Here is a 15,605-nt window from a genome sequence, read left to right as displayed (position 1 = left end):
AAATGATGGAAAAAGCCATTCAAAATGTCTATAATATTCATAGGAAAAGAAATATCGACAAGCGCCTGCCCGTATCACGGTCGGCATCCGCAAAGTTGCGGGGGCCGGCCGTTGCTGCGGGCGGGTTTAAACCATTGTGATGGAGGGGAGACACTTTGAGCGTCTTAACTGTCCTGACGGCGGCTATAGCGCCGGGTGTCGCTCTGCTGGCCTATTTTTATTTAAAAGACCGATACGATACGGAGCCTATTTCCCTAGTGATCAAGCTGTTCTTGTTCGGCGTTCTGATCGTATTCCCGGTCATGGTGCTGCAGCGGGCTCTGGTGCAGGGGCTCGGCGAGGATCCGTTCGTTTTTTCGTTCCTCACGTCTTCGCTGCCGGAGGAGTTTTTTAAGTGGTTTCTGGTTTATTTCATTACTTATAAGCATGCATCGTTCGACGAACCATATGACGGCATCGTGTACGCGGTAGCGGTGTCCCTCGGATTCGCCACGCTCGAAAACGTGTTTTATGCGTTCTTGAACGGCTCGAGCTTTTCGTCGCTCATGATTCGGGCGTTCCTGCCGGTTTCCGGTCATGCCATGTTCGGCGTCATGATGGGCTACCATTTTGGAAAAGCAAAGTTTACGCCGGACCACACCCGCAAGCATCTGATTTTGGCGCTGGCGCTGCCGGTATTTTGGCACGGGGTGTTCGATTATACGCTGCTCCTAAGCAAAGCGTACTGGGTCTGGTTTATGGTGCCGCTCATGTGCTTCTTGTGGCTGCGCAGCCTGCGCAAAGTGAATCGGGCCAATGCCAAATCGCCGCTCAGGGTCGCCACGCGGGAGGATCAGGTTAAAATTTAGCCGGAATGACCATAATGGATATATAAAAACCATAGGTCGTACCGGAGGGATATGATGAATGTCGTTAGTCCGCGGGTGAAAGTTGCCATCCGCTGCAAGCATTGCGGCGAGAAATTCATCTTGAAGGGCCGGAAAGAAAAGGAAAAGATCGATACCGGGTTCAAGCAGTGCATATGCAACAATGAAAAAGATTTCGATATCGAAACCCTTGATTTCTAGTCCGGGAAAGAGTCGGCCAAGAGCCGGCTTTTTTCTTTTTTTGCACGGCTCGATTGCGATGTCCTGTGCTTCGTGAATAATCCGTCTCGCTTCAGGCGAAAACTAAGCCCAAGTTTTGCTGATGAAGGGAGATTTCTCGAACATGTACAAAAGACTGAGCATGGTCATGTTTCCGATTCTTTTGGTGGCGCTCATCGGCACCGGGGTCTGGGGTTACTTGGAGCATCAAGAGAAAAACGCCGTCTTGATCAAGGCGGAAAACCATTATCAACGGGCGTTCCACGATTTGTCGTTTCACGTGGACAAGCTGCACACGGAGCTCGGCAATACGCTCGCGGTGAATTCGACATCCCAGGACGCCTACAAAAAAGGGCTGATCAACGTTTGGCGGATCACGAGCGAAGCGCAGAACGAAATCAGTCAATTGCCGTTGACCATGCTGCCTTTCAACAAAACCGAGGAGTTTTTGGCTAATATTTCGAATTTTGCTTATCGGGCGGCAGTACGCGACCTTTCCAAAAATCCGCTGGACGGAAACGAAATGAAGACGCTCAATACGCTATACGAGCACGCGGCGGAAATTTCCAAAGATCTGCGCGGGGTTCAAAGCAAGGTCATCCAGAACAACTTGCGCTGGATGGATGTCGAGCTGGCGCTGGCAACGCAGAAGGAACCTCATGACAACGTCATCGTCGACGGGTTCACTACGGTGGATAAAAAGGTGCGCGAATATCCGGAAATCAACTGGAGCCCGGCGGTCATGAGTATGTATCAGAAGCGGGACATGCACATGCTTTCCGGCCCGGAGGTGAATGCGGACGAAATTAAGCAAAAGGCCGCTCAGTTTCTTGGTATCCAGGACCCGTCCGGTCTTCAGGTCGTAGAAAACGGCCCCGGGACCGAGTACCAGTCTTTCAGTGTCACGGCTCCTAAACAGGGCACGGCGGACGGCGCTCATTTGGATTATTCGAAAAGAGGCGGCCAGCTTTTATGGTTCGCGGCTTCCCGCAATGTGCCTGACAAGAAGCTCGACTTGCGGCAGGCGCGCGACATTGGGGCGCAGTTCCTTGATGAGCACGGCTACAAGAATATGACCGCGGTCAGCTACGACGAATACGGCAACGTCGCCCATATGACGTATGCGGCGCGCACGAACAACGTGATCAATTACGTGGAAAAGGTCGCGGTTCAGGTGGCGTTGGACAACGGCGAGGTCACGGGACTCGAAGCGACGGATTACGTGTACGGCAAGAAGGACCGCCAGATCAAAGCGCCGAAGCTGACGGCGGACGAAGCCCGCAAAACGCTGAATGCCGATTTTAAAGCGGATAGCGTCAACCAGGCGCTGATCAAGAACGATATCGACGAAGAGGTGCTCTGCTACCAGTATATCGGCCGCGTGAATGGCGGCTTGTACCGGATCTACGTCAACGCCGAGAGCGGCGCGCAAGAGAAGATCGACCGCCTTGGCGCGGAAGAGGCCGCCGCCGTCACCCCAACCTGATGTTTCATTTTTTTTAGTCCTCTCCCAAGCCCGATGTGTTCGGGCTTTTTTGCATTCTTGCTTCTTTTGTTTGGGGTGGTACTTGGTGATGAGCCGAAGGCGAAATCGCGATTGGCGGCGAGTTTTTTGACCTGGTCCCAATTCCATAGGAAAATTGTTCCATGGGACCGGGTCAAAACGTGTCTGAGCATTAGCCAATCGCGATTTCGCCGCAGGCCGCGCCACCGTCCTCTCACCGTCCCTCTCACCGTCCCGCAACGCTCCAAAGAAGAAACTCCGAACGCTGTGCGCTCACCCCTTCCCATATTTTCTTCACGTGCTATAATAAAGCTTGGACTTATCGAAGTTTACACTCCGGGGAGGTGAGCCGATTGCTGCCGAAAGTAAACCAGACGCTTTTTATCCAAATCAATTCCATCGATGAAGAAGAGGCGAAGCAGGAATATAAATCCAGAATTACAAACGTCTCGGATGCGTATATCAGCATGGAAATTCCTATGAACGACAAATCGGGGAAGCTGAAGCGTTTGTATCCGGGCGACGAGCTTTCCGTTTATTTTATAACCGAGGGCGGCGTCAAGAACTACTTCAACTCGTCCGTACTCGGATTTTCCGATGATGTGATCCGGCTTGTCCTGATCAAAAAACCGGATCCCGAATCGATCACGAAAGTGCAGCGCCGCAACTTTTTGCGCGTGCCGGCCATACTCGAAATCGCCGTGAAATTCTCGGAGCAGCTGCAGTTCGTATCGCTGACCGACGATGTCGGAGGTGGAGGCATATCGTTCCTATGTGAAGGCTACGTGCCAGTGGAGTCCGGCCACACGGTCGAATGCTGGCTGCTTGTCCCGTTCAAGAACGGCCAGATCGAGCATGTGCCGTTCAAAAGCGAAATCGTTCGCGTCAAAGAGCTGGAGACGGGCAAAAAGCAGGTCATGATGCGCTTTTCGGAGATCACGGACCGCGACCGCCAAAAAATTATCCGGTACTGCTTTGAGCGGCAGCTTGATTTCCGCAAAAGATAATACATAATAACTTGGCATGACGGGCACACTATCCCCCAAATATTGGATGGGCGTGGTGGCCGCGGATGAATACAAAGAATCAAAATGAATCGGACGATAGGTACGAAGAATTATTTTTGCAGTTTGCCCATCGGGCGGAACGATGGATTGCCTGGGCATTGGCGGGATGCGCCATTGCTTTGGTCGCTTCCCAATTGCTGCTTCTTAACCCGCGAATCCGTTATGTTTTAGTCAAGGTAGAGCAGTTGGAGGGACTTCCATATTCGATGTCCCGGCTTCAGGCCGCGGAAGGAAAATAATGGAGGGTGCGTGAGTTTTGCAATCCACGGTAAAACTATGGTATAATTTTCTTCGTTCGAGGCTTCGGCCTGTTTTTTTTTCAGGCTGCTCGTCCGCTTCATTTTGTAAGGAGGCCGCATCTTGGAAAAGTTTAACATCGCAATCGACGGTCCGGCGGGAGCGGGGAAAAGCACGATCGCTCGTCTGGTCGCCGGTGCGCTCGGCTTCGTTTATGTCGATACGGGAGCCATGTACCGAGCCGTGACCTGGAAGATTTTACGGGAAGGCCTTCAAGCGGAACAGATCTCGGACATGATTGCGCTCACAGGCTGTATGGACATTCGCTTAGTGCCGGGCAGCGATGGCCAAATGGTCTTTGTCGATGGCGAAGACGTGACGGGCATGATTCGCCTTGCGGAGGTGACCGGAAACGTCTCCAGAATCGCTTCCATCGCTGAAATTCGCAGTATCCTTACCGCCAAACAGCAGGAAATGGCCCGAAGCAAAGGAATTGTCATGGATGGCCGGGATATCGGCAGTCATGTGTTGCCGGACGCCGAGGTCAAGGTGTTTTTGACCGCAAGCGTCAGCGTCCGTGCCCAACGCCGGTTCAAAGAAATTTGCGATTCGCAGCCGGATATCACGCTTGAGAGATTGGAGCGCGATATTGCGGAGCGGGACCGGATGGACGAGCAACGCGAGGCTTCGCCGCTTGTGAAAGCGCCGGATGCCGTACTGCTGGATACGACCGAGATGACGATACCGCAAGTGGTGGATCGCATTTTGGAGCTTTGCAGGCTCCGGGTCGGTGGGGGGCAGTAGCATGTTGTACGTCTTTTTTCGAGGGATTTTTCGCGTCTTGTTCCGCACCGTGTTTTTTTTGCGGGCGGAAGGGATCGAGAACATTCCCGCCGAAGGCGCCGTCGTTCTGTGCGGCAACCACACCAGCAACTGGGACCCGCCGCTGATGGGCTCTCCGCTGAAGCGAAAGGTGCATTACATGGCCAAGGCCGAGCTGTTCGACGTTCCCGTTTTGGGGTACGTTTTGCCGAGAATAGCGGCATTTCCCGTCAAACGCGGTGGTGTCAGCAAAGAATCGATCCGCTTGTCGCTGCAGCTGCTTAAAGACGGCGAGGTTATGGGCATTTTCCCTGAAGGGACGCGCAGCAACGCGGGAGGCATGGGTAAAAAGGGAGCGGCCAGCCTGGCATTGAAATCTGGGGCTGTAGTCATTCCGGCAGCCATTATCGGCAATTATAAGCCGTTTCGGCAAATGAAGGTCGTGTATGGTCCGCCAGTCGATTTAAGCGAATTTGAGAACAGCGGTTCGGAAGGCTTGGAACAGGCGACCGACAAAATCATGAGCACGATCCGAAGCATGGTCAAGCAGCACGAATCGAAATGATAAATTGTGGCATACTTAAGAAAATGATGAAGTAAATTTTTTATCCAAATACATTACACGTTGTCAGGTTGTTTAAGGAGGGTAATTGGACATGTCAGAAGAAACAAAAGATCAAGAAGTTCAATCCGCAGAGGTATCTCAAGAAGAGTCCATGGCGAATGTCAGCATTATCAAAAAAGGCGACATCGTTACTGGCAAAGTCATTAAAGTGGATGCGGATCAAGCGGTTGTCGACGTAGGTTACAAATACGACGGCATCGTGCCAGTGCGCGAGCTTTCGTCCGTCCAACTGGACAATGCGGAAGAGATCGTACAAGTCGGTCAAGACATCGAGCTGAAAGTTGTTACCATCGATGACAATAAGGAAAAGCTTGTGCTTTCCAAACGCGCCATCGACAGCGAGAAATCGTGGGAGAAGCTTGCAGCGGACATGGAAAACAAAACGATCCTCGAAGCGAAAGTTGCCGAAGTGGTTAAAGGCGGTCTTGTCGTTGACGTAGGTCTGCGCGGATTCGTTCCGGCTTCCATGGTTGAGCGCACGTTCGTCGAAGATTTCAGTGATTACAAAGGCCGCACGCTGCGTCTGCGCGTGAAAGAAATGGACCGCGAGAAAAACAAAGTCATTCTTTCCCAAAAAGACGTGCTGGATGAAGAGTTCGAAGCGAAAAAGCAAGAAACGATTTCCAAACTGTCGGTCGGTCAAGAGCTGACCGGTACGGTTCAACGCTTGACGCAATTCGGCGCATTTGTCGATATCGGCGGCGTGGACGGACTCGTTCATATTTCCGAGATGGCTTGGCATCATGTCGAGCATGCTTCCGAAGTCGTGAAGGAAGGCGACCAAGTTCGCGTTCAAGTTCTGAAATTGGATCCGGCCAACGAGCGCATCTCCTTGAGCATCAAAGCTACGCAGCCGGGACCTTGGGAATCCGTTAAGAACAAAATCAACATCGGGGATATCGTCACCGGTACCGTTAAACGGCTCGTGCAATTCGGCGCGTTCATCGAAGTCGCTCCTGGCGTTGAGGGATTGGTTCATATTTCCCAAATCGCACACCGTCACATTGCAACGCCGTTCGAAGTGCTGAAGGAAGGTCAAGAGGTTCAAGTGAAAGTGTTGGATATGAACCCGGGCGAGAAGCGCATCTCGCTCAGCATCAAAGAGACGGAAGAAGCACCTGCCCGTGAACCGAGACCGGAAAGAGAGCGTGCGCCGAAACGGGAATCCGTTTCCCACGAAGAGCTTCAAGGCCTAAACCTGACGCTCGGAGAGCGTTTTGGCGACAAGCTGAGCAAATTCAAGTAAACCGCTGTCTATAGACGAAAAGAGGAATCAGGGGTGCGCATACCACGAAAAATGGAGCATGTTCATCATGCGCTCCGGCTTGGGCAAAGCGGCGAGCAGGGCTTCCGCGATATCAAGCTGGTCCATAATTGTCTCCCCGGTATTTCTTCGGAATCCATAGCATTGCATACCCGAATCGGCGAACTCTTATTGAGCTCGCCGATTGTTATTAATGCCATGACCGGAGGAGCCCGCGAGACCGAAGAAATTAACCGAGAGCTTGCCGTTGCCGCTCGAGAGACGGGACTTGCCATGGCGGTAGGTTCGCAGATGGCCGCCATCAAAAACCCGGAGACGGCTGAAAGCTACCGTATCGTAAGAAAGATAAACCCGCGCGGCATCGTATTTGGCAATCTTGGAAGCGAAGCGACGCTGGAGCAAGCGCTAAGAGCGGTGGACATGCTGCAAGCCGACGGGCTTCAAATCCACCTGAATGTGATGCAGGAACTGATCATGCCCGAAGGGGACAGAGATTTCCGGGGAATGCTGGAGCGGATCCGGACGATCATTGAACGGGCGGGCGTTCCCGTTATCGTCAAGGAGGTCGGCTTCGGCATGGTGCGAGAAAGCGCCGAGAAGCTGATCGACTGCGGTGTTGGATGTATCGATGTTGGCGGATCGGGAGGTACCAATTTTGCCGCAATCGAGAATGCCCGGCGCGATCTGCCGATGGATTGGCTTAACGATTGGGGCTGCAAGACCAGCATCGCGCTGTTAGAAGTATTGGAGGCCAAGCGTCGTCTGAACCGGCCGGACGTGGCGATCGTGGCGACAGGCGGCATTACAGGCGCGCTTGAGATTTGCAAAGCATTAACGCTCGGAGCCTCAGCAGTCGGTATGGCCGGAGCCATGCTGCGAGTGCTGCGAACATCGGGGACCGAAGCGTTGATCGGGCAAATTACCTCATGGCATCAGGAGCTCCGGCTGTTGATGACGGCGTTGGGCGCATCCCGAATTGAAGCTCTGCACGAACTTCCGGTCGTCATTACGTCGGAAACGGCAGAGTGGTGCTCGAACCGGGGAATGGATGTATCCACATACGCCAGGCGATTGGGCTACGCTTAAGGATTGACTAAAACTAAATAAAGAAAGCCATACTAAGGAAAAAGAGGAACAAGCTTTTTCTGCGGGTGAGAGCGAATGAATGCGGGTTACGTGTCCTTATTGTTAATCGTCGTTGCGCTGATTTTGTTCGCCAGTGGCTGGATGAACGTCATATTAAGAGGTATTACTCCTACGAGTCTACTTCTTTTTTTTATGCTTTGGATATTGTTTATGCGGTGGAGCACGGACTGGGGCGGGATTCGGGTATACGGCTGCACTTTGCTGCTGATGGCTGTTTCGTTCTGGATCTTGGTTCGCACGCCGAGCTTTTTGTATCGGTTCCATTTGCTCTCCATCGCCCTGCTGCTCGGATCGGTTTATTTCTTCCTGAAAGAGACGCTGCATCTGATGCCCGCGGTCATCTGGTTCAGCTCGGAATGGACCGTTGCCTCAAGCGTCGGTTTTTTGGCAGCGGCTCTGCTGCGTTGGCCGCCGCTGCAGATCGCAGGGCTGTCGCTCGGACTGCTGATCGGCGACGTTATGTCCGCCTACGCGCACCGGGAACAGATGGAGATGACGCTCGGGCAAGCGGAATTTCAGGATGAATGGTGGCTGACGGCCTTTGCGGCCCGAAGCTGTTCTCTGCTGCTGGAAGGGATGGTCGCGGGAACGAAGCTGGCATTTAATCGTGTGCGGCAAAGGGTTAGGTCGGGCAGAGAGCCGGAGAACGATTGACTGGCAGAGGCTGTTGCCCAAGAAGGAAGGAGACGTGATCGACATGTGGGCTTGGCTGGTGGAGCAAAAATATACCGTAGGAATCATACTGGGCGTAGTGTTCGGTGTGCTGGCCCGGCTGACGATGCTGCGAACCGATTACCGGCAATATCCGACTTATCCTCACGGCAAAATCATTCACCTTTCCTTGGGCGTCATTGCGGCGGGGCTCGGATCGGTTGCCGTCCCTTCGCTGCTGGATAAGAACTATACGGCCATGACGTTTTTGGCTATGGCGGCGCAGCAGTTCCGGGACGTCCGCAATATGGAGCGTCAGACGCTGAGCAAGATCGACAGCCTGGAGCTGGTACCGCGGGGAGCGACCTATATCGAAGGGATTGCAATGGTATTTGAAGGGCGCAACTATTTAGTCATTTTTACCGCGTTTGCCACGGCGTTCTTCGGTATCGTGTTTCCCTGGTATTGGGGGATAGTGGCCGGCATTGCGGCTATTCTGGTCACCAATATGTTCAAGACGGGCAAAACCTTGTCCCGCATTGCAAATGTAAACATCGGCCAGGTGCGGCTGGACGGACCGAATCTGTTTGTAGACGACATTTATATCATGAACGTAGGATTGAGTGATACGCAAAACGTCATCCGGAAAAAAGCCATCGGTATTGTGCTTGTGCCCAAAAACAAAAATGCAAGGGTTACTTTGGCTAACCCGGGACAGCGGCAGGCGCTGCTGCATGATGTGTCAACGATCATGGGCGTCCATCGCGACGAAGGCGAACCGGCGCTCGTACCGTTGGCCAAGCTGAATATGGAGGACGGGCGGCTGGCTGTGCTTCTGCTTCCGCAGGAGCAAGATCCGGAGAAAGCCCGGCAAGTCGCGATGAACTCGCCGGTGCTGGAAAGCGCAGTGCGGATGCCGAGCGAAGCGCATGTGCAAACCGGCGGAAAAGCGGGAGGATAGCGCTTATGGGACAAATTATGGCGGTGGTGGCTATTGAAGCAAACCGGCAAACGGTGGCAGGCGGAGCTCCCATCTTTATTGCAGACGATGCCAATCATCAGCAGAAAGTAGCCTTTAAGTTGGAAAAAATTTTGGATGCGGCGGCCCACGATTTGGAGAATGGAATCGTTATTTTAGTGAAGCATTAGCGGTTGGAAGGCTGCCCGCTAACGTTTCGTTCATTTACTTGTGAATTCGATTTTGATATAATATCAGAGCTTGCAAGCCTTGAAAAAAGGCTTGTCTTTGTACATAACGTCCCTTGGCTGAACGGCGGAGGGAGACATGAAGCAACATTGCGGTAGTCAAAGAAGGGAATGAAGTGCATGGCAAGACCAATCGTAGCGATTGTCGGCCGTCCGAACGTGGGCAAATCTACGGTATTTAACCGTATTATCGGCGATAAGCTGGCTATTGTGGAAGATAAACCGGGGGTTACCCGGGACCGGCTGTACGGCAGAGGAGAGTGGCTGGACACCGAGTTCAGCGTCATCGACACCGGCGGGATTGAGATCGACGGGGAAGATCAGATCATGAAGTCCGTTCGCGTTCAAGCGGAGCTTGCCATCGAGGAAGCGGACGTCATCGTGTTTATGGTGGATGCCAAAGCGGGCATTACGCCGGCGGACAGCGAAGTCGCGGAAATGCTGTTCCGGGCGAAAAAGCCGGTTATCGTTGCCGTCAACAAGGTGGACAATCTGAAGCGGATGGACGATATTTACGAGTTCTACAGCCTCGGCTTCGGCGAAGTCGTCGGCATCTCCGGCTCTCACGGCACGGGAATCGGCGACCTGCTTGACGAGGTGATCAAGCATTTTCCGGACACGACTGAGGAAGAGTACGGCGAGGATGTGATCAAGGTCGCATTGATCGGCCGGCCGAACGTCGGGAAATCGTCGCTCGTCAACGCCATTTTGGGAGAAGAGCGCGTCATCGTCAGCAATGTCGCCGGAACGACGCGCGATGCGATCGATACGCCTTTTGAGAAAGACGGCCAAAAGTATGTCATTATCGATACGGCGGGGATGCGCAAGCGCGGCAAAGTATACGAGACGACGGAGAAGTACAGCGTCATGCGCGCTATGAAGGCGATCGAGCGGGCGGACGTCGTGCTGGTCGTCATCGACGGCGAGGAAGGCATTATCGAGCAGGATAAGCATGTCGCCGGGTATGCGCACGAGGCGGGCAAAGCGGCGATCTTCGTTGTGAATAAATGGGATATCGTGGAAAAAGACGACAAAACAATGCATCAGTTCACACAAAAAATTCGCGACCATTTTTTGTTTATGACCTATGCTCCCGTCGTGTTTTTGTCGGCCAAGACGAAGCAGCGGCTGCATAAGCTGTTCCCGGTCGTGACCAATGTGGCCGAGCAGCATGCGGCGCGCGTGGCGACGCACGTGCTGAACGACGTCGTGTCCGATGCCGTGGCCATCAACCCGCCGCCGACGGATAAAGGGAAACGACTGCGAATCAATTATGCGACACAGGTGGCGGTCAAGCCTCCGACCATCATTTTCTTCGTGAATGATCCGGAGCTGATGCATTTCTCCTACCAGCGATATTTGGAAAATAAAATTCGCGGCGCGTTCGGTTTCGAGGGCACTCCTCTGCGCATGTTTACGCGTCGCAAATCGGACGAGGAATAGGGGCGAACCGTGTTGACTAGCTTGCTCTCACTTTTAATCGGTTATTTGCTCGGCTCGATCAGCTTTAGTTATTTGGCTGGCAAACTGCTGAAAGGCATCGATATACGCGAACACGGAAGCGGGAACGCAGGGGCTACGAACACGCTGCGGGTGCTTGGCAAAGGGCCGGGCATCGCAGTGCTTCTCTTGGATGTATTGAAGGGTGTGGCAGCCGTCTGGATCGGCACGTGGCTGAGCGGGAGCGATCCGCTGTTTGAAGTGCTTGCTGGGATCAGCGTCATCGTCGGGCACAATTGGCCCGTGTTTTTCGGGTTTCGGGGAGGCAAGGGCATTGCGACGACGATCGGAGTGATGGCGACGCTTGCCTTTTTGCCTGCGATTATCGCCGGGATTGTTGCTATTGTTTCTATTGCTGTCACGCGTTACGTTTCTCTGGGATCCCTATTGTTTACCGCACTTTTGCCGATCTTGATATGGTTTATGGCCGGTTCCCGGGAAATTTTCACGCTCAGCCTGCTTCTCTTCGTATTCGCTTGGGTCAAGCACCGGAGCAATATCGTGAAGCTGTTAAAAGGACAAGAGAACAAGCTTGGTGCCAAAAAACAAGTTTGACGAAATAGACGGAGGTGTTCGTTCATGCCGATTTCCGGTAAAACCGCCGTGCTGGTAGCGGGAAGTTGGGGAACGGCCATTGCCTCGGTGCTGGCGGATAACGGCCGCGACGTGCTGCTATGGTCCCGCAACCGTGACCAGGTACGGGAGATTAACGAAGAGCACCGTAACAGCCGGTTTTTGCCCGAGGTTTTGTTGTCTTCGCGGATTCGGGCGACCGATTCGATGGAAGAAGCCGTGAAAGATGCGGAAGCCGTCGTGGTTGTAGCGCCATCCTCGGCCATGCGGGATATCGCAGGTCAGCTTAAACCGTATTTAAGCCCCGATTCGCTTCTGGTCCACGCAACCAAAGGATTCGAAGCCGGCAGCTTGAAGCGCATGAGCGAAGTGCTGGCGGAAGAGCTGACATCTTACGATTCGAACCGGCTGGTCGTACTGTCCGGACCAAGCCATGCGGAAGAGGTCATCCGGCAATGCCCGACGACGGTCGTCGTTGCTTCGCTGGACAAAGAAGCCGCCGAAAAGGCGCAGGATTTATTGATCAACTCGTATTTTCGCGTATATACGAATCCTGATGTTATTGGCGTCGAGGTTGGCGGCGCGCTCAAAAATATTATCGCACTCGGTGCAGGCCTCAGTGACGGGTTGGAATTCGGAGATAACGCCAAAGCGGCTCTGCTTACCCGGGGACTGGCCGAAATCGCCAGACTTGGGACGGCGATGGGGGCGAGTCCGTTGACGTTCGCGGGATTGGCCGGAATCGGAGATTTGGTGGTGACGTGCACGAGTAGGCACAGCCGCAACTGGCGGGCCGGGTCAATGCTGGCACAGGGGCATTCGCTGGAAGAAGTGCTTCAGCGGATGGGAATGGTCGTAGAAGGCGTCAAAACGACGCAGGCCGCGTATCAGTTGTCCCGCCGCTACGAGATTTCCATGCCGATTACGGAACAGCTGTTCGATGTTCTGTTTAACGGGAAAAACCCGAAAACGGCCGTAGAGCATTTGATGGGTCGGGGTCCCCGGCACGAAACTGAAGAAATCGCCGACGATTCTCAAAACGGTTGGCTTCGTTAAGGCAAACGCCTATACCGACGGCAACTTTTCCACATATACTACCTCAGGCTTTATTGCATACCCAGTCTGAGGAGGGACAACGATGGCAGATAAAAACATGCCGAAAGACGTGCTCAATGTGGTTAAGAAAAAAACCGGCAAAAGCGTCTCCGAGAAAGATATATACAAGCTTGCGAGCGGAGTAAAGCCGTCCACGCTGCAGAGCGATACGCAGCTGCGGCAGCTGATTAAGCAAGTTGCGGGCCTTGTGAATGTTCCCGTTTCGGATCAAACGACGAACGAGCTGATTCAAGCGATCAAGAGCAGCAAAGTGAGTACGGACAATTTGGAACAGCTCATGAAGATGATCATGAAGAAGTAAGGTGACATTTTTAACAGTTTTATGGCATGAGCCGCCCGTCAAGCGCGCTTATGCTTTTTTTGTGTTATGATGGAGTCAATTACGTTACCAAGCTAGGGGTTGGAAAATTTATTATGTCGCCGTTGGACAAAATGTGGGCATCTTTTATTGCGATCGGTCTCATGGTTCTCGCTTCGCTGCTGATCACATTTGCGAGAAATAAAACGACGGGCATTGTCAGGTTTGTGCTTTCGTTGGTCGCGTTCTTGATGTTTATCCCGATCTTTATTTATATGGTCGTATCCCTATTGTAAGGAGTTTGGCAGTTCATGATAACTTTAAAAGGACGCAGAGTAACGAAATCCATCGAACCGGTGACCGGGTTCACGATCTTGGATTTGGCGCTGAAGGCGGAAGTGGACTGGGGCTTCTCCTGCATGCGGGGCACTTGCTCCCGATGCCGCTGTCAAGTAAGCGAGGGCATGGAGCATTTGAACGCTCCGACGGACGAGGAGCTGGACAATCTGGAGCCGGAAGAGCTGGAGCAGGGCTTTCGGTTAGGTTGTCAGGCGAAAGTAAAAAGAGAGGGCACGATCGCGGTTGCGCATAAGCCTTATTTTTGACCATTTTGCTTAGCATAGGATGATAAGATGAATACTCAACAACTTGGCACGGTGACGGAACCGCTCAAGGAGATTTTTTCCGAGCTTGCCGTACATACACGGGGATCTGACTCTATTTGGCTGGTCGGCGGCAGCACCGGACTGCTGCTGCAGGGCGTGGAACTTGACGCGCTTCCCCGGGACTTGGATATATACGCTGACCGGCGCGATGCGGAGGCTTTGCATATAGCGCTCCGACAATACGCGACTGACGATCAGACGGAGAGTGAAACGCTCATTTACCGGTCGATTCTCAGCCATTATGAGATGAACGACGTCAAGGTGGAGTTGGTCGGGGCTTTCGAGGTGCGGGCGATGGATAGCGAATATCGCGTGGAAGCCGAGTATTTGGCGCGAACGCATGCGCTTGCTGTTTCGCATGGCGTAGGAGAGACCGTCCGGTTAATGCCGCTGGCCCACGAATTGGTGTTTAACGTGCTGAGGGATCGCCCGGACCGTTATGAAGCGATTGCAAGGGTATGCCGAGTCCGGGAGCCGGAGCGTCACAGGCTGGCTCTCAACGATTTGATTGCCCGCAACCGCTTCAGCGGGGAGCTTGCCGACAGGCTGCGTACGCTGCTCGACTCGAAAGCGATGATTTAACGGAAGGAGAGCGCGTATGGCCGCGAAAGTGACTTTTTTACCCGATAACAAAACGTTGGAAGCAAGACCGGGCACGACGCTTCTGGATGCGGCCCGGCGCGCTCGCGTGCATATCCGTACCCGATGCGGGGGAAAGGCGGCTTGTCTGATGTGCAAGGTTCGCGTGACGGAGAACGCTGGCACGGGGCTGGCCGACCCGAACCGCAACGAGGCGCTGAAGCTCGGCGGCTTGCAGCAGGACGGCTATCGTCTCGCTTGCCAAGCGAAAATCACCGGGCCTGTCACGGTGCTCGTGCCGGAGGATCCGTTAAAGAGCGCGATACGCAAGCAGTTGGAGAAGCAGGAGGAGGAATGGTGATGAAGCGTTGGTTGCAGGCGGCGTCTTTGCTGCTGGTCTGCACGCTGCTCGGCGGCTGCATGTATCCGAAGGAGATGCGCAAGGAGAACCAGATCGCAAGCGGCGAGTATGTGATCGTCGTTCAGAACGCGATTGATCAATATAAGGCGAAGACCGGCGTGCTGCCGATCAAAAACTTCGAGGCGACCACGCCGCTATATGAACAGAATCCGATCGATTTCAAAAAGCTGAAAGGGCGTTACCTTAGCGAAGTGCCGGCCAATGCGTTCGAGAACGGTGGGACGGCGACCTACGTCCTGATCGATGCGGAAACGAAGCCGACGGTCAAGATGATGGATCTGCCTTCGTTCCAGCAGACGGTCGAACTGCAGCAGGAGGTGGACCGTTACAAATCGAAGACGGGCACGCTGCCGGCAGGGGAACCGCTAGCTCCCGGCTTTTTCGCCATCGATTACGCCAAGCTGAACCGGAAGCCTCTGGAAGTGACCAGCATGTATACGCGCTCGGTAAAGCTTCCGTTCCTGATGAGCGAAGCAGGTCAGGTTGCCATCGATTATGCGCCTGAAATGATGCGGCTTATCGATAAGAAACAGCTTCAAAGCAAGCTTGATGCCAAGCAGGATTTACGCGCGCTGCTCGTTCAGGAATCGTATTTCGTCCCTGCGCGCTCGTTTGCTTACATGTGGAAAGACAATAAGCCGGTTCCCGTCCCGGAATCGTTCTAACCTAGCCTCTATCAACCTTCTAGCCAAGGTGATAGAGTTTTTTTTCTTGCCATAGCTAGAATAATCGTAGAATCTCCTACATATATTTGTCAGGGATGAAGTTAAGGACGCAAGCGGCGAACACGGTAAAGCCGGATTTCCGGCGGAAAATTATTTCTGCGCCTGTCATCATATTTTGAAC

Annotated in this window: 21 protein-coding genes; all 21 read left to right on the top strand. The window is 53.4% G+C overall.

All coding sequences use genetic code 11. From position 1 onward, the window contains the following. Window positions 1-155: 155 nt before the first annotated feature. The 21 genes from prsW (at window position 156) to NI000_RS07660 (ending at window position 15,424) form a co-directional block, all read left to right on the top strand. Window positions 156-848 carry a glutamic-type intramembrane protease PrsW gene (gene prsW, locus NI000_RS07760; RefSeq protein ID WP_253409266.1) on the top strand — a complete coding sequence of 231 codons (693 nt, stop codon included), beginning with the start codon at window positions 156-158 and terminating at the stop codon, window positions 846-848. A gap of 54 nt (window positions 849-902) precedes the next feature. Further along, window positions 903-1,067 carry a hypothetical protein gene (locus tag NI000_RS07755; protein ID WP_167336428.1) on the top strand — a complete coding sequence of 55 codons (165 nt, stop codon included), beginning with the start codon at window positions 903-905 and terminating at the stop codon, window positions 1,065-1,067. Between the two features lie 142 nt (window positions 1,068-1,209). Next, window positions 1,210-2,571 carry a germination protein YpeB gene (gene ypeB, locus NI000_RS07750; protein ID WP_253409264.1) on the top strand — a complete coding sequence of 454 codons (1,362 nt, stop codon included), beginning with the start codon at window positions 1,210-1,212 and terminating at the stop codon, window positions 2,569-2,571. Between the two features lie 371 nt (window positions 2,572-2,942). Then, on the top strand, window positions 2,943-3,596 hold the full coding sequence (locus NI000_RS07745; protein ID WP_253409262.1) for a flagellar brake protein: 654 nt from the start codon (window positions 2,943-2,945) through the stop codon (window positions 3,594-3,596). A 65-nt stretch (window positions 3,597-3,661) separates the two neighbouring features. Beyond that, window positions 3,662-3,895 carry a hypothetical protein gene (locus NI000_RS07740; protein ID WP_036680723.1) on the top strand — a complete coding sequence of 78 codons (234 nt, stop codon included), beginning with the start codon at window positions 3,662-3,664 and terminating at the stop codon, window positions 3,893-3,895. Between the two features lie 121 nt (window positions 3,896-4,016). Next, window positions 4,017-4,697 carry a (d)CMP kinase gene (gene cmk, locus NI000_RS07735; RefSeq protein WP_253409261.1) on the top strand — a complete coding sequence of 227 codons (681 nt, stop codon included), beginning with the start codon at window positions 4,017-4,019 and terminating at the stop codon, window positions 4,695-4,697. A 1-nt stretch (window position 4,698) separates the two neighbouring features. Continuing rightward, a complete protein-coding gene (locus NI000_RS07730; RefSeq protein WP_054977523.1) occupies window positions 4,699-5,280 on the top strand; it encodes a lysophospholipid acyltransferase family protein in 582 nt (193 codons plus the stop codon). A 91-nt stretch (window positions 5,281-5,371) separates the two neighbouring features. Then, on the top strand, window positions 5,372-6,586 hold the full coding sequence (gene rpsA, locus NI000_RS07725; RefSeq protein ID WP_054977522.1) for a 30S ribosomal protein S1: 1,215 nt from the start codon (window positions 5,372-5,374) through the stop codon (window positions 6,584-6,586). Between the two features lie 51 nt (window positions 6,587-6,637). After that, a complete protein-coding gene (gene fni / locus NI000_RS07720; RefSeq protein ID WP_253409617.1) occupies window positions 6,638-7,690 on the top strand; it encodes a type 2 isopentenyl-diphosphate Delta-isomerase in 1,053 nt (350 codons plus the stop codon). Between the two features lie 75 nt (window positions 7,691-7,765). Then, the gene (locus NI000_RS07715) at window positions 7,766-8,404 is read left to right on the top strand and encodes a YphA family membrane protein (RefSeq protein WP_446030833.1); all 639 of its coding nucleotides are present in this window, start codon (window positions 7,766-7,768) and stop codon (window positions 8,402-8,404) included. 43 nt (window positions 8,405-8,447) lie between these two features. Continuing rightward, the gene (locus NI000_RS07710) at window positions 8,448-9,362 is read left to right on the top strand and encodes a YIEGIA family protein (protein ID WP_253409615.1); all 915 of its coding nucleotides are present in this window, start codon (window positions 8,448-8,450) and stop codon (window positions 9,360-9,362) included. Window positions 9,363-9,367: 5 nt separating this feature from the next. After that, the gene (locus NI000_RS07705; protein ID WP_253409257.1) at window positions 9,368-9,550 is read left to right on the top strand and encodes a capping complex subunit for YIEGIA; all 183 of its coding nucleotides are present in this window, start codon (window positions 9,368-9,370) and stop codon (window positions 9,548-9,550) included. Between the two features lie 177 nt (window positions 9,551-9,727). Next, window positions 9,728-11,050, top strand: a complete 1,323-nt coding sequence (gene der, locus NI000_RS07700; RefSeq protein ID WP_054977392.1) for a ribosome biogenesis GTPase Der — start codon at window positions 9,728-9,730, stop codon at window positions 11,048-11,050. Window positions 11,051-11,062: 12 nt separating this feature from the next. Continuing rightward, window positions 11,063-11,662 carry a glycerol-3-phosphate 1-O-acyltransferase PlsY gene (gene plsY, locus NI000_RS07695; RefSeq protein ID WP_301292397.1) on the top strand — a complete coding sequence of 200 codons (600 nt, stop codon included), beginning with the start codon at window positions 11,063-11,065 and terminating at the stop codon, window positions 11,660-11,662. 24 nt (window positions 11,663-11,686) lie between these two features. Continuing rightward, a complete protein-coding gene (locus NI000_RS07690) occupies window positions 11,687-12,736 on the top strand; it encodes an NAD(P)H-dependent glycerol-3-phosphate dehydrogenase (protein WP_253409253.1) in 1,050 nt (349 codons plus the stop codon). An 82-nt stretch (window positions 12,737-12,818) separates the two neighbouring features. Next, complete coding sequence (locus NI000_RS07685) at window positions 12,819-13,097, top strand: stage VI sporulation protein F (RefSeq protein ID WP_036680703.1); 279 nt, start codon at window positions 12,819-12,821, stop codon at window positions 13,095-13,097. 131 nt (window positions 13,098-13,228) lie between these two features. Then, window positions 13,229-13,390, top strand: coding sequence for a DUF2768 family protein (locus NI000_RS07680; protein ID WP_375540953.1), 162 nt, complete (start codon window positions 13,229-13,231; stop codon window positions 13,388-13,390). 15 nt (window positions 13,391-13,405) lie between these two features. After that, window positions 13,406-13,699 (top strand): 2Fe-2S iron-sulfur cluster-binding protein, encoded by a 294-nt coding sequence (locus NI000_RS07675; protein WP_253409251.1) that lies wholly within the window; start codon window positions 13,406-13,408, stop codon window positions 13,697-13,699. 27 nt (window positions 13,700-13,726) lie between these two features. Continuing rightward, a complete protein-coding gene (locus tag NI000_RS07670) occupies window positions 13,727-14,341 on the top strand; it encodes a hypothetical protein (RefSeq protein ID WP_253409248.1) in 615 nt (204 codons plus the stop codon). A gap of 16 nt (window positions 14,342-14,357) precedes the next feature. Continuing rightward, window positions 14,358-14,699 carry a 2Fe-2S iron-sulfur cluster-binding protein gene (locus NI000_RS07665; protein WP_253409246.1) on the top strand — a complete coding sequence of 114 codons (342 nt, stop codon included), beginning with the start codon at window positions 14,358-14,360 and terminating at the stop codon, window positions 14,697-14,699. After that, window positions 14,699-15,424, top strand: coding sequence for a hypothetical protein (locus NI000_RS07660; RefSeq protein ID WP_253409244.1), 726 nt, complete (start codon window positions 14,699-14,701; stop codon window positions 15,422-15,424). The genes NI000_RS07665 and NI000_RS07660 overlap by 1 nt, the downstream gene beginning before the upstream one ends. Window positions 15,425-15,605 lie beyond the last annotated feature (181 nt).

The organism is Paenibacillus tyrphae, from assembly GCF_024158745.1.
Classification (GTDB): Bacteria; Bacillota; Bacilli; order Paenibacillales; family NBRC-103111; genus Paenibacillus_G; species Paenibacillus_G tyrfis_A.
The sequence above is the reverse complement of the archived record's forward strand: the minus strand, read 5'-3'. Positions and strand labels throughout refer to the sequence as shown.